The following is a 21,833-nucleotide window of genomic DNA, read 5'->3' as shown; positions in this document are numbered from 1 at the left end:
AGCGTTATCGATATTGGCAGCGTTTGTTATAAACGTGATGACTCATTTATCATCATAAATGATTAAGGTATAAATGACGATAACTTGGCTTTACTCGGCAGCAGTCTCTTCAGCATCAACAGTAGCGTCGGCATCGCCATCGGCTTGTTCTGCAGTCAAGTCTGCATCAGCTGCCGCTGCTTGGTCTACCGTGCCATCAGCAGTCGCGGTAGCTGAACCGGTAGCGATAACAGCATCATTACTGCTCGGAGTCGGCGTAGTCGTTGCATCAGCAGCCGTATCCGCCGTGGCCTCTCCAGCGCCAATACTAGCATCGGCATCATCAGTTGCGACTGGTTCAGCGACTGTTGCCTCTTCTGTGTCGGCTTCAGCTGCAATCACTGCCGCTTCATCAGCTGCGACTGACTCTTCAGTAGGCTCAGCAGTAATATGCTCACCCGCTGGGCGCAAAAATGCAGAAATACCAATGAGTAACACGATGCCTAAAAATAAGCCAATGCCGCCTAAGGCAAATAGCAACTCTTTTTTTGGATTGTTATTAACAACATGCTCTGACATAGCTTATCTACCTTACAACAAAGAATATGTGAAATATTGAGCTATTATATCGCAATTTATAGCGGTTTGTTAAATCCCTTAACCAATTAAAGGTATTATTACTAGTCAGACCGTTCATTTTTATCTGACTTGACTAACTACGCTTGGGCCGCGTCCTAGTGATCGAGCGCTTACTGGCGAAACTTAGACCCAATAATAACGCTATAATTATTAAAATAGGATAATGACCGACCACCATAAAAGGGGTGTTGCCCACGCGCGCTTGGACATCGCCGCGCAGTACTGTACGCTCAAACTGCGGTGCGCGCTCAACGATTTGCCCTCTATGATTGATGATGGCGGTCACGCCTGTATTGGTCGCGCGCATAAACCAGCGGCCGTTTTCTAGCGAGCGCATTTGTACCATCTGTAGATGCTGTAGCGGGCCTGCTGAAGTTCCAAACCAAGCGTCGTTAGATATCGTCAATAAAAAATCTGTGCCAATAGCATTGCGGCGCGTGGTATCTGGATAAGCGACCTCATAACAGACCGCGGCGCCTAAGTCGTGCCCACGGACTTGCAATGGCGACTGCTGAGGACCGCCGCGGCTATAGCTCAATATCTCTTGGCTACCAGCAAGACTGGGCAAAATATCGAGCATCCCCTGAAACGGAATATACTCACCAAACGGTACTAAGCGCTGCTTTTTATACATGCCCTGCGCGTTGCTGCCAAGGGCGATTACACTATTATAAAACGGCGGATAGCTCTGCGTCGCTGGATCAAAGGCGGCCTCATCCTTATAAGGAATGCCGGTTACCCAAGTGGTATCGGTCTCCTTAGCCATTTTTACCATTTCACTGATAAAGCCTACCGCCTCAGTCTGAAACATCGGAATAGACGACTCCGGCCAAATCACAAGATCGCGGCCCCACTCATCACGCGTCAATCCGGCATAAATCTTCAAAGTCTCGAACTGATACTCAGTCAGCCACTTCATATCTTGCGGAATGTTACCCTGAATCAAGGACACCGACAGATCCGGGGTACCTTTAGGTTTAGTCCATTGCGGATTAATCAGCCATAAGCCAACACTGAATAACAATAATACCGATGACACGATAAGGTAATGGGCGCGGCGACGCATCAGCTCGACAGCACTTGCCGCGAGCAATACTGCCACAAAAGAGACAGCAAACACGCCAGCTACTGGCGCCAACGAGGATAGCCAGTACTGCTCGGTAAAGGCGTAACCTAAGAATAGCCAAGGAAAACCGGTAAATAACCAAGTCTTCAGCCACTCTTGTAAGATCCAAAGCGCCGCAAACGAGAAAGGCTGACGACCAACGAAGCGATTAAATATCAGCGCTAAGAAGCCATGAAACAGCCCCATCCCCAAACCCATCAACGCAATCAAAATCAGTGCCAGCCATGTCGGCGTCTCACTATAGTCATTGATAGAGGTAAATAACCAAAAGGCACCAACGCACCACAGTCCAGTGCCATAAGCTTCACCGATAATAAAAGCACGTTTGCCGCTCATCTTTGGCAATAAAAGCGCATACAAAATCGCTGGCGAGACAAAAGCGATCGGCCAAAAGCCGTAAGGCGCGAGCGCAAATATAAATATCGCTCCTGCCAAAGCGGCAATGATAGCGGTAAGTCCAAGTGGCATCTGATAAGCCTGTTTGGGCTTTAAACGCTTTTGTAAATCATCAGTAGACAGACGCATAGCAAATTATCCAAATTCTAAATCTTTAAGCCTAAGATGAGAGGCTATCAATGACGGTTGTAAATGAAATGGGCTCATAATAACAGCCTGTCATCATAAAAGGGTAAAAAAGCAAAAAACACGACCGCAATCGTGTTTTTTAAACGACAAAAGAAGCGCTTAGCTTGCGCCCTTTATCGCTAATGGCTGCCTGCATTAACGCTAATGGCTACCTATGAGGATATGAGAGTCGGCGTTGGTTTTGGTCACTTCAAGATCATTAATAGAGCGGCCATCGACATCAGTGATAGTAATCTGCCAATCATCGATAGTGACGCTCTCGCCTTCTAAGTCGCTGACGTATCCCAGCGCTTGCATCACAAGCCCGCCCATCGTATCGACCTCCGTATCGTCGAAGTGACTGCCTAGCTCATCGTTACAGTCCTCAATCACGGTAGAGGCTTGCACCCGCCAAGTATTTGGCTTTTCTGGATGTGCGACAATATTATTAATGTCGCTATCTTCATCGAAATCATCATGCTCATCGACGATATCACCAACGATTTCCTCTAACAAATCTTCCATAGTCACGACGCCTGCGAAGTTACCAAAGTCATCGACGACGATTGCCATATGCACCTGCGTACGCTGTAAGGAGCGCAGTAAGGTATCAGAGCGCGAGGTCTCAGTAATATATAAGGGCTGACGCACTAGATCTTTGAGACGCTTACTATCGATTTTCTCTTCTTGGTCCCGCATCATATGCACTAAGATAGGGATTAAATCTTTGGCTAATAAAATACCAATAACCGCATCATCATCTTGGCTGTCAAATACAGGGTAGCGTGAGTGGGTGGTCTCAAGAATAATATCCATGACCTCTTTGAGGCTCGTGCTTTCGTGCAGGCCTATCACTTGCGGGCGCGGGGTCATAATCTCGCGCACTTGCGTCGCTGGTAGATCTAATACGCCTTCTAACATATCAACCGTATCAGGCTCTAAGAACTGGCGCGACTGCTGCACCAAGCTGATCAATTCATCGCGGGTTTCAGGAGCGGTCGATAGCCAGCGTTTTAAGCCGCGCATCGACCAACTACTCGGACTGGGAGCATCATCAGACATAGTGATGTGAGTTAACCTCTTAAGTTCATGGACAGGGAAATAATGGCTATTTAAGTGACTGCTATTACAATTACTAATAGCAAAACAGCGACTACAAAATTTTTACTCAACCGAGTATACATGGGGATAAAATTGTAAATAAAAACAACGATTCGGCGATAGCATAAAACACTAGCCTATTTAGCTTCACTTTATCCCAAGGTAAAGCGACATTCAACGACAAATTTATCCAAATTGTACTGTCAGTGTGTTATAAACTTTGCTATGGTCAAAGCCTTCGTTTACGTAGTTCACTCTTATGTCTCGTCGCTTCTTTTTCTCTCGGCTATTAGCGCCGCGTCGCCAAGCTCATGGCGATACAAATACCAAAACCTTGGCTAATCCTCCAAGCTGGCTATGCCGTATCGTGCGCTTTTTTATCGTCGTGGCCTTAATGCTGTCGGCACTTTGGCTATTATTAGCGCTTTGGTATCAGTTCGGTACGTTCAGCCCTATTACTTGGCTGGCAAGTGTCTTTATCGTGGGTCTTTTAGCCTCGATAACGATGCTAGAGTACGCTCCAACACTGGCAAATAAAATCATTAATAAGACGCTTAGAACCAAAAAACTAAGTAAATTTTTGGCTATGTTATATAGCGGGCTCTGGCTAGTAGGCGTCGGCTGGTATTTTTCTATCGAGGCCAAAAGCGATCGCGACTGGCAGCCAGAAGTTAGCGAGGTGCTGTCCTACACTCGTGGTGCTAATAATCCTAATCTGATTACCTTTTATAAGGTGCGTAACTTTGATTGGTATCTTGCAGAGAAAGAGACTGACGGCGCTGCAGAGATTTTAGCGAACGAGCGCTGGGAGACGCGTACGATAGATATGTCAAAGTTATCAGGCATTGATGTGACCAACTCATATTGGATGGGACCGCTGATTGCGCATACTTTAGTGAGCTTTCGCTTTGAGGATGATAGACCGCTCGCTTTTTCCTTTGAGATTCGTAAAGAAGACGATGAGTCTTTTTCTGCTTTTGCTGGGTTTTTTCGGCGCTTTGAGCTCAGTCTTATCGCTAGCGAGGAGCGTGATATTATCTATACGCGGAGTAATGCTCGCGGCGAGCAAGTTTACTTGTTTCCGATCAGTCATCTGCAAAAGCACGAGGTTAAGGCACTGTTTGAGTCTTATCTAAAAGCTGCTGATGAGCTAGTGGCTAAGCCGTCTTGGTACAATACTTTTACCACGAACTGTACCAATATTATATTTTATATGGCGCGTATCGTCAGTGGTGAGCGGCTGCCGTGGGATTATCGGATTTGGGTTTCAGGCTGGCTGCCCAATTATCTTTTTGATATCGGTATGTTAGATGCCAATCCTAAAGAGCAAGGACAACCTTGGTCGATGGATACGTGGTACGAGCGCACCCATATTAACCCAAAAGTGCAAGGGTTCGATAATAATGCAGACATAGAGCTTAATGAGCAGCAGCTTATCGAGAATAGTCGTGAGTTCTCTAAGCAAATTCGTCAAGGTCTGCCTATGCCGCCACTTGCTGATTCGCAGATGGAGGCGGAGAGTCGCGCTAAGTCAGCGGCTAGAGTTTCTAGTTAATTTTAAAAACCTGACAGTTAAGGCGTCACCCAATTGACCACCCGCTCCTCCATTTCCTCATCAGAGATGCCAACCTCAGAGATGCAGCGCCCCGCAACGCCTATATTTGCCGCGCGCATTTGCTGCTGAGTCGCTACGGCATCTTTCGTCAGTAATAGATGCCACTCTGGCAACGCCTGTCCTTTATACAGGCGCTTATAGGCGCAGTGCGATGGTAGCCACATCATCTTTGGCAATTTATCGATAGTCAATTGAATACAGTCGGGCACGTACTCTTGACGGCTCTCATAATGCTGACAGTAGCCCGTTTCACAGTTCATCAGCTGGCAGGCGACATCGGTATATTCAACCAACTCTTCGTCCACCTCGCCCTGCTCGTCCTCGTCGATATACTTAATCAAGCAGCAACAGCCGCAGCCATCGCACAGCGCTTCCCATTCGCTATGATTCAGCTCATCGAGGCGAAAGCGTGACCAAAACTGTGGGCGTAAAGTGTCTGCCACTTGCACATTGGCATTAGCGGCCAACTCTGCTTGCTGCTCGGCTTTGTTTTGATGTTTTGCTTTGGGGTTTGATAACACATTCAACCTCATAGACTCGCTATAGTTGCTAAAGTTTTCAATGAAAACCATTTTGATAAATTGCGTTACAGTATTATAGCTGTTTTTGTCCGCTATGGGCGTTAAGGTGGTTGAGTAGTGAAAAAGCAACCTCATAAATCACGCGATAAGTACAACTAAAACTCATAACATAATAAGGACAATAATATGTCAATTAAGACTTTGGAATTAATCAGTACCACCGAAAACGGCGTTGAGCTGATCAGCTATGTCGCCCTTCCAGAAAAAGCCACAAACGACAGTCCAGTACCTGGCATTCTAGTCGCTCCAGAATGGTGGGGCGTCGTTGATCATCCCAAGTCAGTGGCTGAACGTCTAGCCAAAGCGGGCTATGCAGCAGTCGCGATGGACGTTTATGGCGAAGGCAAACTGACCACAGAGGCGTCGATGGCAAATATGTGGATGGAACAAGTGCTCGCGGACCAAGACATGCTGATGAATCGTTGCCGTTTGATTTTGAATGACTTCGGCGATCAGCTGGGAGTAAATGGGGATAACTTAGGCGCTATTGGCTTTTGTTTCGGCGGTAAAGTCGTGTTAGATATGGCTCGCGTTGGCATGCCGCTCAAGGCAGTTGCGACTTTCCATGGCAACCTAGCGCCTAAGCAAGCAGCCGATGACAAGTTCAATGCCAAAGTACTAGTGGCTCATGGCGGTGATGATAGTATGGTCTCTATGGACGCCGTTGAGGACTTCAAAAAAGAGATGGACAACGCTGGTGCTGACTATAGCGTCGATGTCTATGAGGGCGCTAAGCATGGTTTCACCAACCCGCATGCCGATGAGCGCGCTGCCAAAAATGATATCGACTTGGGCTACGACGAGAAAGCTGCGAATGACAGCTGGAGTAAAATGCTAGACTTTATGAAAGCGAATCTAGGCTAATTGGACTTTTAAAGCCAATCATATAATACGCCGAAAAGCGGAGCATGCATGTCATGCTCCGCTTTTTTATGCTCTGCTTTTCACAAGGTAACGCCTTTTATAAAATATGACTTATCACCTACAACCGGCCAAAACCTATAGACTTACTTTAGCCTGACTCAGCTTCTCATTGTATAGTAAACTTAACGCCATTATAAAAACAAACCGCTAACAGCTTGGCTTAGCATTCCGTTTTAGAGAGTCATCAATTTAAAAAGGTAGTAAAACAATGGTCAAAGAGACGATTCAGTGGTTCCCCGGGCACATGAATAAAGCCCGTAACGAAGTCAAAGAAATCATGCCAGAGATGGATATTGTCATCGAAGTCATTGATGCCCGTATTCCTTATAGCAGCGAGAACCCTATGGTTGCTGCTCTGCGCGGTCAAAAACCCGTGATCAAAATCCTTAATAAAGCTGACCTCGCCGACCCCGAGCGCACGCAAATATGGCTTGATCACTTTGAGGCGCAAAATGGTGTCAAAGCGATTGCTTTTGATGATAATAAAGCCGATGACGTCCATAAAATCATTGAACTGTGCAAAAGAATGATGCCGGGTAAAGCAGAGTCCGGCCGGCAAATCAAAGCGATGATTATGGGTATTCCGAACGTTGGCAAATCAACCTTGATTAATACCTTAGCCGGTCGCTCGGTTGCAAAGACGGGCAACGAGCCTGCGGTCACCAAGTCACAGCAACTGATAAAACTCGATGGCGGCATTATGCTCTATGACACCCCCGGCATGCTCTGGCCAAAAGTTGAAAACGAACATTCAGGCTATCGCTTAGCGGCGACGGGCGGCATTCGTGATACTGCCTTTGATTTCGCTGATGTCGCAGGCTACACCGCTGAGTATTTGATCAAAGATTATCCTGAATTATTGAAGTCGCGCTACAAAGTTGAAGATCTACCAACAACCGATTGGGAGTTTTTTGAAGTAGCGGGACGCAATCGCGGCCTACTCAAAAAAGGCGGTATCGTCGATACCTACCGCATGTCAGAGATACTCATCAATGAGCTGCGCAGTGGTACGCTCGGTCGCATTACCCTTGAGACGCCTGAGATGATGGCAGCAGAAGAGAAAGTCGTGGCGGAACAAAGAATCGCTGCTGAAGCCAAAAAAGAAGCCAAGCTTGAGGAAAAGAGAATGCGTAAAAAGCGGGCTCGGAAGAATCGGAAGTAGGGTTTTATGTTTTATTACTAGGGTGTAGGGTGTGCCTCGCGCACCGGATAGTTGGCGCAATTTAACCAACAATGTAATAAACTTTGTAGTAATTACCCAGATTTAACTGAAATTTTAAAACATAAGCTTTAGAAAATTAACGTTCAATAAGACGACTATGATTCCATCCGCTAAAACCATTCAAATCTATTTACCCAAAGGTAATCCTCGCGGACTACGTTTGGCTGAGATGACCACGCGTACGGTACGTTTGATTGAGATTCCGCGTATCCATATTGATGATTTTTTTGCGATGCCTGATGCCAATCAAGTAGGCTTATATTTTTTAATAGGTGAAACAGAAAGTACCGATAAGCCGCTACTATATATCGGCCAGACTGGCGACCTAAGAAGACGATTAAATCAACATGACGACAAAGACTTTTGGACGCGTGCCTTTGTTATGCTTTCAACGAATAACTCAATGACGCAAACGCACGCGCTATATATGGAACATAAAGCTATAGCGACCGCCACTCAAGTTGGGCGCTACGAGATTAAAAACGGCAATACTGGCAATAAGCCGCACACGCCTGATCCTTTAAAAGCGGATTGTGAAGAGCTGTTTTATACCCTTGATGTTTTATTATCGACTTTAGGGCAACCCGTTTTTGAGTCTTTAAATATTAAAGAAAATAACAACATTAAGAATCAGTCTTCGGGTGACGTTGCTGTTCCTTTAATCAGTACTGCTGATGCCTTGCCTATCGCTGATTCACAGCCAACACTGTTTTACTATAAGGCGAAAGATGGTGATGCCAAAGGTTATTATGACGATGATGGCTTTGTCATATTGGCAGGATCGTTAATACGGCAAGCACAAGCTATCTCAGCCCCACCATTCGTTACTAAAATAAAAGAGAATTTATTGAGTAGCGGCAAGTTAACGCCGATAAACAATAAAAGTTATCAGCTAACTGAGAACCAACTATTTAAGACACCTAGCGGAGCTAGCTCATTAGTCTCAGGACGCTCGACAAATGGCTGGATTGAATGGAAAAACGAAGCGGGTAAAACTTTAGACAGCGTTTACCGTTAGTCAAATACCTTTATATCGTGCCTAGTGAACCTCATATACGAATAGATAAATTACCTTTAATATCAGCAAACTCTTCATTGTCGGTGTGCGAGGCGCACCCTACCTGCCAAGACTAGTTTACGACCTACAAGGAATACTTTTGCCTACTCATTTTTCTCAGTCAAGCTCATCATTAAACACCTTCGCCCCTCGCCTACTCGACTGGTTTGCCGAAAATGGCCGTCATGACCTGCCTTGGCAACAGCACCAGACTGACACCCCCAATCCTTATATCGTTTGGCTATCCGAGGTTATGCTGCAACAAACGCAAGTTAAGACGGTGCTGCCCTACTTTGCGCGTTTTATGGACTCTTTTCCGACCGTGCAGGATTTAGCCGCAGCGGATTGGGAGGTGATCGCTGAGCACTGGGCAGGGATGGGCTACTATGCGCGGGCGCGTAACCTGCATAAAGGCGCAAAGCAGCTGGTTGAAATAATTGATGAGACAGGCGATTTCCCGCAGACTTTAGCGGGTTGGGAGGCGATATCAGGCGTTGGACCTTCAACAGCTGGCGCAATTATGGCAATGGGGCTACATAAATATGGCGTCATTTGCGATGGTAATGTCAAACGCGTACTGACACGCTGGGCAGCAATTGACGGTGATATTACCAAATCAGCAACCACCAAACAGCTTTGGGCTTTGGCAGAGCGGTTAACGCCAAAAGATAACTCAGGACTCTTTGCACAAGCGATGATGGATATGGGCGCGACTTTATGCGTGCGCCGTAATCCTAACTGTCAGCTATGTCCGCTAAAGGCCAACTGTATCGCTCACGCGCAAGGTCGCGAAATGGACTATCCTGTCAAAGCCAAGAAAAAGCCCAAGCCGAGCAAATTTAGCAATGCGCTTATTATCGAAAATGATCACGGCGAGATACTTTGGCTACAACGTCCTGACAATGGTGTTTGGGGTGGCCTATGGAGCTTGCCATTACAGTTTGTCGAAAAGGTAGAGAGTGATACTAATAGCAAAGTTGCGACTGGGACGCAAAACCTGAATGTCAGTAGCAATGAAAAAGTCTACGAGAGCGAATTTACCACTGCTGAGCAAATCATTAATGACTGGCTAATTGAGAATAATTTAGTTGCCACACCTGTGAGCAATACATTATTAGAGAATGCGCCTATTAAACATTCACTGACTCATTTTCACTGGTATTTGCAGCCACAAAGAGTGGTTGTTGATAATAAGCAGATTGCAGAACTAAAAGATAAGTTAAACGCTGCCGATATAGAGTTTAAGTGGTTAGGGCAGCAAAAAGCGCGCGATAGTCTCGGACTACCGCGCGCAATGATTAAGATTATTGAGGTTTGAAATTAAGCTCAACCGTAGGCTGGCGCTTTAGCCCAGCTTCTTGAACTAGATGTTTAAAAAATCTATCTTTAACGAAAACTTCTGCCAACTAAGACTTTGGCACTCGCAGACGCATCAGCCCTTCTTGCTGCACGGTAGCGACGAGATTACCGTCTTGCCAAAACTGGCCATGATTAAGACCTTTAGAGCTAGAAGTGGTGTCGCTCCACATATCATAGAGTAGCCAATCATTGAGATCGAACGGACGATGAAAATGCATGGAGTGATCGATACTCGCCGCTTGTAGGCCGCTGGTCATAAAGCTGACACCATGCGACATCAGTCCCGTGCCTACTAAATAAAAGTCCGACGAAAACGCTAATAATGCCTGCTGAATAGCGACAGGCTGATTGCCAAGCTCGCGAATACGTAGCCAGTTGGCCTGCTTAGGTTTCATAGGCGTTGGGTTGATCGGATCGCGCGGTTTGACCGGTTTGATCTCGACATGACGACGACGCATAAACCGTGCTTTGAGCGCGTCTGGTACTTTGCCGACGTGCTCGTCTTTTAGCTCTTGCTCTGAAGCTAAGTCTTCTGGCGGCGGATACACTGGCATACTCTCTTGATATTCAAGCCCCTCCTCAGCAGGCGAGAACGACGCTATCATCGAAAATATCACTTGCTCTATAGGCTCTTTGCCTTTTACTTGCTTGTACTGAATCGCCGTCACTTCTCGCGCGGATAGGCTACGACCGTCTCGCAAGCGGCGCACTTGGTAGATGACAGGCTGCTTGATATCGCCGCCACGCAAAAAATACCCATGCAGTGAATGGCAAGGCTTGTCCTCATTCAAGGTGTGAGACGCTGCCATAATTGCTTGCGCGAGCACTTGTCCGCCAAAGATACGTGAGCCCACATAGTCGTGGCTTGCGCCTTCAAAAACATCCGGACTGAGCTCAGTGAGTGCGACTGTCGCTAACAGCTCGTCGATAAGTTGCGAGTTATCAAACATATCAGACATAGCGCTTATTTTCCTTATTCTAATATTTCTACTAACAAACATTTTCGCTTTGAATGACAATACTTGTTAGTAAAAATGATCACTTTAGAAAGTTTATTAAAAGTTAAACATAGTAACCAATAACGAGATTTTTGACCAGTGATGTCATATGACTCAGCGACTATTATGATGACTGTATCGCCTAAAAAATAGTCTCTGCCAGTTCCATAAATGGATTCTATACCGCTCCTTGGCTCTATTTTATTTCGTGCTAAATCCTAATACGAAAAAGAGGCGCTAACGAGCACCCCTTTTTATACTACTGCTAGCTTAGACTAGGGCTTTACTGCCACCAAAATCCGGATAGAGTCAGGTACTAGCGATAGACTCGCTAGGGCCTGCTCGCCTTGGGCTTGCAGCTGCTCTAAGCGCTCAATCTCGCTGTCACGCACATTAGGATTGATGGTTTGTAAGTGCTTGAGACGCTTGATCTCACGTGACCACTGCTGAATAAAGCGGCTACTTGCCTGCGCTCCTATTTCAGCCAGCTGCGCACGGGCGATATCTTCAGCGTCATAGTAGCGCTGCTCGATAACATCACCGCGCGCCTTAATCACTTGCCGCGCTCGATTGTTATCTAAACGCTCGATATGCGGCATAATCATCTCGGCGCTGATACGACTTGATAAATCGCCGCCCTGCTCACTCATAAACACCCGAATATTTTGAGTCGGCAAGGTTGCAGGCAGATTGAGTACTTTTGGCGCGATAGTCTCGACCCGAAAGTTAATCTCAAGCAGTACTGCGCCCTGCGGCATTGCGGCGCTCTTTAGCATACCAACAGTAGTATTACCAAAGGTGCTGGTGCTCGCCAGCTCATAGATAGCGCGCATCAAAGGATGCTCATGAGTAATAAAATCAATCTCTTCGCGCTGCAAAGCCAGCTTGCGCTCGAAGGTCAAGCTCATGCCATCTTCGCTGAGTGGTAAGCTCTCCATATACTCATTGACTTCATTACTATCGATCGGCGCAATCACCCATGAGCCATCGCGCTGTACGCTATGATCGATATTCGCGGACGCCAAAAAACGCTCGACGAATTGCGGCAGTAGATTATGACTATCAAAATCCACCATCGCATCTTTGATACGCGAGGCCACCCGCGGACGGCACGAGTTATACTCAAGTAGGCGGTCGCGGCCTGCTTGTAGCTGAGCCTCTAAACCTAAACGCGTCTGCTTCGCCTCAGCGATAACCGCTTGTAGCGCTTGCTGGTTATCCGCGGTATCTGCGCCTTCTAACAGCGGCTTTAAGGTCTGAATATACTCCTCTTGCACGCTTTGCGCTGTTGGCGATATCTGATTGAATATATTGAGCGCGCTGTTATACCAGTGATACAGACGCTCTTGCGCCGTGCTCTCCACATAAGGCACATGTAGTGTAATCCGCTGCGTCTGGCCGATACGATCCAAGCGGCCAATGCGCTGCTCTAAAGTATCAGGATTGGCCGGTAAGTCCCAAAGTATCAGCTGGCTTGCAAATTGGAAGTTACGACCTTCTGAGCCAATCTCTGAGCACAGTAGTATTTGCGCCCCTTCTCTATCAGCAAAAAACGCCGCAGCTTGGTCACGCTCAAGAAGCGTCATCTGCTCAGTAAAGATAGCGGTCTTGATACCGGCATGCAAACGCAGTACCGCCTCTAAGCTCTCAACTGTCGCGCCACTACGGGCAATAAGTAATACTTTTTCTTGTTTCAGCTCGCCTTTTAAGATATCGATCAGCCAAGGCACGCGTGGGTCGTCTTCAAGCCAGCCACCATCGGGCTGATTTTCTTCGCCCCATAGCTGCTCGCGCAGTTTACCTGTGGTCTGATAGCTGTCTATCCAAGCCTCAGGCAGCGGCAATGGATGCGACTGACTGCTACGGCCGTAGAAGCCTTTGACACTTTCGCGCGTATTACGGAATAACACCCGCCCCGTCCCATGACGATCTAGCAGCTCATTGAGGGCATAATTACGCAGCTTCTCATCTTCATTGATGTTTGCCAACTCCTCGGTGCTGATATCGAGCAGGCCGCTTAAAGCTTCAATCTGATTGGAGCTCAAAGGCTTATCTTCTATCAAGATATTGGCAACTGCCGCCGTTTCGGCAAAGGCATCTTGGGACTCAATAAACGCATCCAAATCATCGAAGCGATTGGGATCAAGCAGACGCAGACGGGCAAAATGACTTTGCGCGCCCAATTGCTCTGGCGTGGCAGTGAGTAACATCACCCCTGGCGTTTCATTAGCAAAGTCAGCGACGAGCTCGTATTTATCATTGCCGCCTTGCGCCTCATCCCAATGCAAGTGATGCGCTTCATCGACGACAAGCAGATCAAACCCAGCTTCTATGGCTTGCTCATACAGATCGTCATGATCAAGCAACAAGTCCATACCGGCGATGATACATTGCTCAGTAGCAAAGACGTTTTGTTCAGGGTCGTGCTCTTTTATCGCCGCCGTACGCACCAGATCAAATAGCGCAAAGTTTAGATTAAAACGGCGACGCAGCTCAATCATCCACTGATACTGCAAACTATCGGGCACGAGTATCAATACGCGCTCAGCCTTACCGGTAAGCAGCTGCTGATGGATAATAAGACCGGCTTCGATAGTTTTGCCCAATCCCACCTCGTCAGCGAGCAGGACGCGCGGCGCAAGGCGCTTACCCACTTCATGAGCGATATAGAGCTGATGCTCAATGATATCGACGCGCGCGCCCATGAGACCTTTGAGCGGATGACCGGCCAATGCCGACTGCATACGCAAGATATCTTGGCGCAGATCATACCAGTCACTACGCTCAATACGGCCAGCCAGCAAGCGCTCAAGGGGCTTAGCGAGCGTAATATTCGCCGCCAAGCGCGTCTCCATAATAGGTTTAACCTCCACCCCTTGCTCATCATCTTCGACGCTGTACTTAAGTACGCCCATTACCTCATCGACGCCGGTAACGGTATAGTTATTACCCTGCTGATCAGCGATACTATCACCGATTTTGAATACCACGCGCGAGAGCGGAGCAGAGTTTTTGGCATAGACGCGCGTCTCTTCGCTTTGCGGAAACAAGATGTGCACGCAGCGATCATCGACGTCGATCACCACACCTAAACCAAGCTCAGACTCGGTATCAGATAAATAACGTTGACCAACAGCGAATTCGCTACTGAGTAATGAGGCGGCAGAAATAGTCATAGGGCGGTATCTTTTTGTACTTAAATGATAAAAATAGAAGATGAAAGTAGTCACACTATAGATAATGAGCAACAAGCAACGTCGCTGCAAAGTCGCACTATTATATAGCGTTAGCGGTTAGATGGTTGCGCTAATTGTGTTTTTCAAGAGCTTATCACCCAGCCGTTATTTTAGGATTTGCATTCTGCTCGCTGCAGTCTTCGCTTTAGTAGGTTAGTTTTGCTTTTTGCTACAGCATGCTACATTAGAGGCTTATAAAATAACGACTACTCATAACTAAAACTAAAAAGGACTCTCTATGAAAGCGGTACTACTCGACGAAGCCAGATTTTTAGAAGGTCTTGAGCTACCCAAGCCTGCAAAGGTCAGCGAATACGTCACCTTTGATAAAACGCCGCAAGACAATAAAGTAATCATTGAGCGCTGCCAAGATGCCGACATCATGATCTGCGGCACCCTGAGGATCGAACGCGAAGTGATTGAGGCGCTCCCTAATCTCAAACTCATACAACTGAGCTCAAGTGGTATGAACACCATAGACCAAGAGGCCTGCAAGGAAAATAAGGTTGCGCTATACAATGCTTCTGCTTTTGCTGCTAAAAGCGTTCCTGAGCACACCTTTATGCTGATGTTAAATGCGCTACGTGCTGGCATTCATTATCATCAAAAGGTCGCTGATGGCAGTTGGCGTAAAGATCGCAGCTCACAGATTAACCAAGCACCGATGATTGATGTCGAGGGGCAAACCTTAGGCATCATTGGCGTAGGTACCATTGGTAAGCGCGTAAGTGAGCTTGCACAAGCGTTTGGCATGACCGTACTATGGGCTGAACATCAAGGCGTCGAGCCCCGCAGCGACGATTATACTGATTTTGAGACCGTGCTTGCCGCCGCCGATGTTATCAGCCTACATTGTCCGCTCACACCAGAGACTAAACATCTAATTAATAAAGACACCTTAGCCAAAATGAGCAAACAGCCGCTGATCGTCAATGTAGCACGCGGCGCAGTAGTCGACTCTAAGGCTATGGCACAAGCGATAGAAAATCAGCAAGTACTCGGTTACGCAACCGATGTCTTTGAAAAAGAACCCATCGCCACAGACGATCCTTTACTTAAACTGGCAGAGCAGCAGCATCCGCGAGTTATCTTTAGCCCGCACGTGGCGTCAGGCAGCAAGAACGCGCATCATAAATTATGGCAGATTGTCCAAGAGCAAATTAACACCTTTATTAATAACACCGATATTAATAACACCGATGAAAAATCAAATGATAGCTCCAGTAATCATAAGAAAAATAAGTAAGGAGGCAGTATGAAAGCGGTATTTTTGGATAGAGGCACGTTTTCTCAGGACTTAGACTTGCCAGCGCCAGCAGGAGTCACCGATTATGTTGTCTACAGCGATAGCCCAGAGGATACTCAAACTATAGTCGAACGTTGCCAAGATGCAGACATTATCTTTACTAATAAGATTAAGATGAGCGCTGAGGTGATTAGTAATCTGCCCAAGCTAAAGCTGATTCAATTGACAGCGACTGGCATGAATAACGTTGACAGCGACGCTTGCGATAAGCATGGGGTGACGCTATATAACGTCGCAGGTTACGCGGTCAAAAGTGTGCCAGAGCATACCTTTATGCTGATGACTATGGCGATGCGCGCTGCTATCCACTACCATCAAAAGGTCATTGATGGCTCTTGGTCTGATGACGGTGGCTTTTGCCTATTAGATGTACCACTGATCGATTTGGAAGATAAAACGTTAGGCATTATTGGCGTTGGCACTATCGGTAAACGAGTGACCCAGATTGCCCGCGCTTATGGCATGACCGTGTTGTGGGCGGAACATCAAGGCCAAACGCCGCGCAATGAGGATTATACCGCTTTCGATGAGGTGATAGCCCGCTCCGATGTCATCAGCTTACATTGCCCCTTGAACGAGGACACCAAACACTTAATTAATAAAGACACTTTGGCAAAAATGCAAAAGCAGCCTTTGATAGTCAATGTCGCACGCGGCGGTATTGTCGACAGCCAAGCGCTAACCAATGCTGTGAATAATGAGCAGATATTAGGCTATGCCAGCGACGTCTTTGAAGCTGAGCCTATCACTGAGGACGATCCGCTGCTTAGCCTAAAAGATCATCCGCGCGTTATCTTTAGTCCGCATAATGCCTGGGGTAGCGAGAGCGCGCAGCTGACGCTATGGCGGATACTGAGCAAGCAAGTCAGCGCGTTTATTGATAAAACAGGCTAAGGTTAAAACTAGCGCGTAAAATGCAGCCACTTATCAGCAATTTTGCGGTGTTTAAGCATCATGCGGTCGAGCAGATAGTTATTCATTACTCGCCATGGATAGCGATCGCCTTGTTTAGGTAGCACCTTGCTTGCGCGCGCGACATACCCTGACGACAAAGCTCCCATTACGGTATCCTTTTGTGTTTGCGCGGTCTCAGTGGCGGTTTGCGCGCTTGCTACAGCCACCTGATAATCATGCTTATTCATATAGCTGATCAATCGCAATACGTACTGACAGGCGATGTCTATCTTTAGCGTCCATGACGCATTGGTATAGCCAAATAACACTGCCATGTTAGGTACGCCCTCGAGCAATACCGCTTTGTAGGTCATGCGCTTGCCTATCGCAACCTCTTCTTCATCAACGACTAACTTAGCACCGCCTAGTACCTGCAAATTCAACCCAGTTGCTGTGACGATGATATCAGCGCCCAACTGCTGACCTGACTTTAGTAAAACCCCTGTCTCGGTAAAGCGCTCTATCTCATCAGTTACAATATCTGCCTGCCCGCTTTGTAGCACCTTAAAAAAGTCACTATCAGGCACGGCGCAAACGCGCTGATCCCACGGATTATAATCAGGCGAAAAATGTTTGATATCGATATCGCTACCTTTGAGCTCTTTTTTGACGCCATAGCTCATTAAGGCTTTCATCAGTTTTGGTGCATAGAGTGAGGCGCGATAAGTCGCTTGTTGCATCAGCACATTGCGGGCACGCACTATTTTGTAAGCTTGCGGTTTGGATAAAGGCAAGAGCTTGCCTGAGAGATTTCCTATCGCATAATCATCGGCGGCGACGCTAGCAATGTACGAAGGCGAGCGCTGTAACATAGTCACCTGACTGGCAGTCTGCCCCTCAGTCTCATCTAGCAGAGCTGGCAGCAGCGTCACCGCCGTGGCACCACTACCGATGATAAGCACTTTTTTATCTTGATAGTCGACGTCCTGCCATTGCTGCGGATGCACAATCTGACCCTTAAAGTCTTCTTCCCTCTCGAAGTGCGGTCGATAACCTTGATCAAAGTCATAATAGCCCGTAGCGCCAACGATGAAGTTCGCGGTTAAGGTTAAAGTCTCATTGGTCTCGTGGTTTTTGACCGTTGCCGTCCACTGTCGCTCGGCACTTGACCAAGATAACTGCTTAACTTCATGGCGATAGCGAATGTGCTTTGTGACATCAAATTCATTCGCCGTATCTGCCAGATAGCTTTTAATATCTTCGCCTTTGGCAAGCATTCTGTGATCGAGCCAAGGCCGAAAGCTATAGCCAAAGGTCAGCGCATCAGAGTCGGAGCGAATACCAGGATAGTTAAACAAGTCCCACGTGCCGCCTAAGTCAGCGCGCTTTTCTAGCACGATAAAGCGCTCAGCGCTATTGGGCTTTTGGTGATTGGTGTTGCGCCCAAAGATAGTCTTATTGTGCGACTGCTGTAAACGGCTCGCCATGCCGATACCTGCGATGCCCGCACCGATGATAAGCATCTCGCAGTCTACCCGCTGAGCGCCATTGGCCTGATGAGCTGAAGATGGAGCTGATGAGGCATCACGGCCGCTTAAGCGTTTTTTAATAGTGTCTTTTATCGCTTTTTTAGTTGTCCGTATATCGATCATTCCCATTTTCCTTATGCAAACTGGCCTATATTAAAAAGGCGTCGGACTCTCCCAGTCCATCCAAGCTTCTAGCACCGGATGTTTTAAGCGCAGCTGCTGAGCATGTAAGTTAAGCCGCGGTGCGATCGTCAACGCCGATCCTTCAGCGTAAATCGGATCGCCGATGATCACATGACCCATGTGCACCATGTGTACTCGTAGCTGATGACTGCGACCCGTGATAGGCTTTAGGGCGACGCGGGTTACCATTTGCGGCTGGTCTGCCTGCGTAACAGCGCTATGCTCTAAAGATTGCGCACCGGCGCCTTGAGCATTGAGACACTCATGCGCGAGCACTTCATAATGAGTCAAGGCCTGCTTTGGCCAATTCGGATCAACGATATGACGCGGTTTGAGCGTTGGCTCATAACGCACGGGCGCAGATATCTTACCTGTGTCTCCTACTTGTTGCCACTGCCCAAACACGCGAGCTTGATAGAGCTTTTGCGGCAGACGCTCGATGAACTGCTTACTGATATGGGTTTGCGCCGCCGCATTTTTGGCAAATATAAGCAGTCCTGAGGTATCCATATCGAGTCGATGAATAAGCTTAACGTTTGGATTCACCTTCTCAAGCCGGGCAAGCAAGCTTACCTTTAAGGTTTTTCCGTCAACGCTCAACAGCCCTGCAGGCTTATCAACCACCCAGATATCATCGTCCTCAAAGACCGTTATCGTTTTAGCGAAATCTTGAAAAAACGCTAGCGGGTAATTTTGTTCTTGCTCGTTAAGAGCGTTAGTTTCTTCTTCAGTAAAGAGCATAAATGAGCTTATTATAAAATAGGGGTAGCGAGCACTAACTATAGAACAGTAGATCACACTACTGGTGATAGGCAGATGCCATTGATAGATTCTGCGCTATTGTTTTATGTTGCGATTGATTGTACTAATATTAATTGTTAAGCATTTTAACGAGCCGAGCGCTATTAAGATTTAGCAGATATGTTACTATATCGATATTCATTCATGGGTATTAGCGTTAGTCATCACCTTTAATATATCATCTTTCATAACAGTACGACTAACCCTCGTATAGCCTTGATTGGTTTTATCATAAGGTTATATTTTACCCAAGAATAAAAATTTAAACTTAATAAAAAGAGAGACATATTATGTCAGATTTAATCGTTAACACCACCGATAGCGACTTTGATAAAGACGTACTACAAGCTGACACGCTTGTGTTAGTAGACTTTTGGGCGACTTGGTGTGGTCCTTGCAAATCTATCGCACCTATCTTAGAAGATTTGGCTGCCGATTATGAAGGCAAAGTCAAAATCGTCAAAGTTGATGTCGATAATAACCCACAAGCTGCTAGCCGTTTCGGTATTCGCAACATTCCAACACTATTTGTCTTCAAAGACGGCGAAAAAGTAGATTCAGTTATGGGCCTACAGCCAAAAGCAGAATTGGCTAAAGTTTTAGATAAGCATCTATAAACTGATCCAAAATAGCACGGTAATAATAAGTTGATCACTGATTGCTTATGCCTCAAAAAAGCCATTATCTATAACAGATAATGGCTTTTTGCTGACTTTTTGCACAAATAAATCGATTAGCGACTTTTTTTAACAAAAATAATTGACAACCCCCTATCTATAACCGTATAGTCTGCTGACAAGAGTAATACAACCGTTTTTCATAAGCGTCTTGTCGCAAGTCTCCTCGTGTTTGTTACTGCAAAACACAACTATCATTATTAAGCACCATTACCAACTATAATTACTGATATTGAGCTTTTATCGAAGACTCTTATGTCACCTTCTTTATATCCATTGTGAGCCTCCCTATTGTAATATCCTACAATTGGCGCTGAGCTGATATAAAAATCCAAGACAATATAAACCTAATGCTTTGCACACCTTCTACTCATACTCAATACTGTTTGAACCAATGTCGTGGGTTGTGCTGCTTATGACCTCTCTCGCCTGATAACCTGCTAATGACTTTCCTATGAATTTAACTGAATTAAAGAAAAAATCAATCTCTGAGCTCTTGGCTATTGCCAAAGAAATGGGGCTCGATAATATGGCGCGTAGCCGTAAGCAAGACATTATCTTTGCTATATTAAAGACCCATGCGCGTAATGGCGAAGCCATCTATGGCGACGGCGTATTAGAAGTCCTACCAGATGGTTTCGGGTTTTTACGCTCATCAGAGGGCTCTTATTTGGCCGGTCCTGATGATATTTATGTTAGCCCTAGCCAAATCCGCCGTTTTAGTCTCAAAACAGGCGACAGCATTGCGGGTACTATTCGCCCGCCAAAAGACTCTGAGCGCTATTTTGCGCTACTAAAAGTCGGTGAGATTAACTTTGACACCCCAGATCGCTCGCGTCATAAGCTTATCTTTGAGAATTTAACCCCTCTCTTCCCTACTGAACAATTAAAATTAGAGTTAGGTAATGGCACTACTGAGGATCTGACCGGCCGTATTATCGATCTGATCGCTCCGATTGGTAAAGGTCAACGCTCCATTATCGTCGCCCCGCCAAAAGCCGGTAAAACGATGCTGCTGCAGACCATGGCGCAGTCGATCACTCGCAATAACCCTGAGTGCTATTTGATTGTACTCTTGATTGATGAGCGTCCTGAAGAAGTCACCGAGATGGAGCGTACTGTGCGCGGTGAAGTGGTTGCCTCTACCTTTGATGAGCCGCCGCAGCGTCACGTACAAGTGGCGGACATGGTCATCGAAAAAGCCAAACGTCTGGTCGAGCACAAGCAAGACGTGGTTATCTTGCTCGACTCTATCACACGACTCTCCCGCGCTTATAACACAGTAATGCCATCATCTGGTAAAGTCTTGACCGGTGGCCTGGATGCCAATGCGCTTGAGCGCCCCAAACGCTTCTTTGGCGCGGCACGTAACGTAGAAGAAGGCGGCAGTTTAACCATTATTGCTAGTGCCCTTATCGACACCGGCAGTAAGATGGACAGCGTTATCTTTGAGGAATTCAAAGGTACGGGTAACCAAGAGATCACCCTTGAGCGTGATTTGGCCGAAAAACGCGTTTTCCCGGCCATTAATATCAAAAAATCTGGCACTCGCCGCGAAGAGCGTTTGCTTGATGAAGATAAATTACGCAAAGTCTGGATACTGCGTAAACTCTTGCAGCCAATGGATGGGGTGCAAGCCACTGAGTTCTTACTTGAGCGCCTAAAAGAGGCGAAGACCAACGATGAGTTCTTTGAACAAATGAATCGTAAATCTAAAGTCAACTAGCCTAACCGTTGTGTTTAAACAAGATCACTTCATAGTGGTCTTTTTTAGTTTAGGCGATACCTTTTATCCATCTAGATAGCACTAGCTTATTATTAGCAGAAGAATCATCGTACAAACCGTTAGCTTACTACAGCTCATCTGACAAGCAGGTTGAGTCAAAGTCGTACTAAGGAAACAGTATAGACACATCGCTTACACCTCAGATGTAAACAATAGCGTATTCAATACGACTAAATTTTATAATCAGCGTACTATGAGCAGTAGTACAAGTGTATTTCTTCTGTATTGATCTTTATTGATAATTGCTATATCTATG

General features: G+C 46.5%; 17 protein-coding genes. 9 read left to right on the top strand and 8 right to left on the bottom strand.

Going from position 1 to position 21,833, the window contains the following annotated elements:
• Positions 1-90 precede the first annotated feature (90 nt).
• The 3 genes from I3248_RS07370 to I3248_RS07360 all read right to left on the bottom strand — a co-directional run bounded on the left by I3248_RS07370 (position 91) and on the right by I3248_RS07360 (position 3,370).
• Positions 91-558, bottom strand: coding sequence for a hypothetical protein (locus tag I3248_RS07370; RefSeq protein ID WP_238063142.1), 468 nt, complete (start codon positions 556-558; stop codon positions 91-93).
• A gap of 133 nt (positions 559-691) precedes the next feature.
• Positions 692-2,269: an apolipoprotein N-acyltransferase gene (lnt, locus tag I3248_RS07365; RefSeq protein ID WP_238063141.1), complete on the bottom strand. Its 1,578-nt coding sequence runs from the start codon at positions 2,267-2,269 to the stop codon at positions 692-694.
• A gap of 201 nt (positions 2,270-2,470) precedes the next feature.
• The gene (locus I3248_RS07360; RefSeq protein ID WP_025646009.1) at positions 2,471-3,370 is read right to left on the bottom strand and encodes a CBS domain-containing protein; all 900 of its coding nucleotides are present in this window, start codon (positions 3,368-3,370) and stop codon (positions 2,471-2,473) included.
• A gap of 298 nt (positions 3,371-3,668) precedes the next feature.
• On the opposite strand from I3248_RS07360, the gene I3248_RS07355 reads away from it, so the two are divergent.
• The gene (locus I3248_RS07355) at positions 3,669-4,964 is read left to right on the top strand and encodes a DUF4105 domain-containing protein (protein WP_238063140.1); all 1,296 of its coding nucleotides are present in this window, start codon (positions 3,669-3,671) and stop codon (positions 4,962-4,964) included.
• Between the two features lie 17 nt (positions 4,965-4,981).
• On the opposite strand, the gene I3248_RS07350 is transcribed toward I3248_RS07355, so the two are convergent.
• Positions 4,982-5,557 carry a YcgN family cysteine cluster protein gene (locus I3248_RS07350; RefSeq protein ID WP_238063139.1) on the bottom strand — a complete coding sequence of 192 codons (576 nt, stop codon included), beginning with the start codon at positions 5,555-5,557 and terminating at the stop codon, positions 4,982-4,984.
• A gap of 174 nt (positions 5,558-5,731) precedes the next feature.
• On the opposite strand from I3248_RS07350, the gene I3248_RS07345 reads away from it, so the two are divergent.
• From I3248_RS07345 to mutY, 4 genes are all read left to right on the top strand, one after another.
• Positions 5,732-6,469, top strand: coding sequence for a dienelactone hydrolase family protein (locus I3248_RS07345; RefSeq protein WP_025646015.1), 738 nt, complete (start codon positions 5,732-5,734; stop codon positions 6,467-6,469).
• A gap of 268 nt (positions 6,470-6,737) precedes the next feature.
• On the top strand, positions 6,738-7,691 hold the full coding sequence (gene ylqF, locus I3248_RS07340; RefSeq protein ID WP_025646017.1) for a ribosome biogenesis GTPase YlqF: 954 nt from the start codon (positions 6,738-6,740) through the stop codon (positions 7,689-7,691).
• Positions 7,692-7,848: 157 nt separating this feature from the next.
• Entirely contained in the window at positions 7,849-8,769 is a 921-nt protein-coding gene (locus I3248_RS07335) for a GIY-YIG nuclease family protein (protein WP_238063138.1), read from the top strand.
• A gap of 139 nt (positions 8,770-8,908) precedes the next feature.
• Positions 8,909-10,126, top strand: a complete 1,218-nt coding sequence (gene mutY / locus I3248_RS07330; RefSeq protein WP_238063137.1) for an A/G-specific adenine glycosylase — start codon at positions 8,909-8,911, stop codon at positions 10,124-10,126.
• 88 nt (positions 10,127-10,214) lie between these two features.
• On the opposite strand, the gene I3248_RS07325 is transcribed toward mutY, so the two are convergent.
• On the bottom strand, positions 10,215-11,117 hold the full coding sequence (locus I3248_RS07325; RefSeq protein ID WP_201603983.1) for an acyl-CoA thioesterase II: 903 nt from the start codon (positions 11,115-11,117) through the stop codon (positions 10,215-10,217).
• Between the two features lie 323 nt (positions 11,118-11,440).
• Complete coding sequence (gene rapA, locus I3248_RS07320) at positions 11,441-14,341, bottom strand: RNA polymerase-associated protein RapA (protein WP_238063136.1); 2,901 nt, start codon at positions 14,339-14,341, stop codon at positions 11,441-11,443.
• Between the two features lie 298 nt (positions 14,342-14,639).
• On the opposite strand from rapA, the gene I3248_RS07315 reads away from it, so the two are divergent.
• Both I3248_RS07315 and I3248_RS07310 read left to right on the top strand, forming a co-directional pair.
• Positions 14,640-15,647: an NAD(P)-dependent oxidoreductase gene (locus I3248_RS07315; RefSeq protein WP_238063135.1), complete on the top strand. Its 1,008-nt coding sequence runs from the start codon at positions 14,640-14,642 to the stop codon at positions 15,645-15,647.
• Between the two features lie 9 nt (positions 15,648-15,656).
• Positions 15,657-16,601 carry a D-2-hydroxyacid dehydrogenase gene (locus I3248_RS07310; protein ID WP_238063134.1) on the top strand — a complete coding sequence of 315 codons (945 nt, stop codon included), beginning with the start codon at positions 15,657-15,659 and terminating at the stop codon, positions 16,599-16,601.
• Positions 16,602-16,609: 8 nt separating this feature from the next.
• Here the strand turns inward: I3248_RS07310 and I3248_RS07305 are convergent, their stop codons facing one another.
• Together I3248_RS07305 and I3248_RS07300 are read right to left on the bottom strand one after the other, a co-directional pair.
• Entirely contained in the window at positions 16,610-18,253 is a 1,644-nt protein-coding gene (locus I3248_RS07305; protein WP_238063133.1) for an NAD(P)/FAD-dependent oxidoreductase, read from the bottom strand.
• 30 nt (positions 18,254-18,283) lie between these two features.
• Positions 18,284-19,054 carry an RluA family pseudouridine synthase gene (locus tag I3248_RS07300; protein ID WP_238063132.1) on the bottom strand — a complete coding sequence of 257 codons (771 nt, stop codon included), beginning with the start codon at positions 19,052-19,054 and terminating at the stop codon, positions 18,284-18,286.
• Positions 19,055-19,404: 350 nt separating this feature from the next.
• Here I3248_RS07300 and trxA point away from each other — a divergent pair, with 350 nt between their 5' ends.
• A complete protein-coding gene (gene trxA / locus I3248_RS07295; RefSeq protein ID WP_025646034.1) occupies positions 19,405-19,731 on the top strand; it encodes a thioredoxin in 327 nt (108 codons plus the stop codon).
• 514 nt (positions 19,732-20,245) lie between these two features.
• Positions 20,246-21,517, top strand: coding sequence for a transcription termination factor Rho (rho, locus tag I3248_RS07290; protein WP_238063131.1), 1,272 nt, complete (start codon positions 20,246-20,248; stop codon positions 21,515-21,517).
• Positions 21,518-21,833 lie beyond the last annotated feature (316 nt).

The organism is Psychrobacter sp. Ps3, from assembly GCF_022129275.1.
Lineage (GTDB): Bacteria > Pseudomonadota > Gammaproteobacteria > Pseudomonadales > Moraxellaceae > Psychrobacter > Psychrobacter submarinus.
This window is presented reverse-complemented; position numbering and strand designations above follow the sequence as displayed.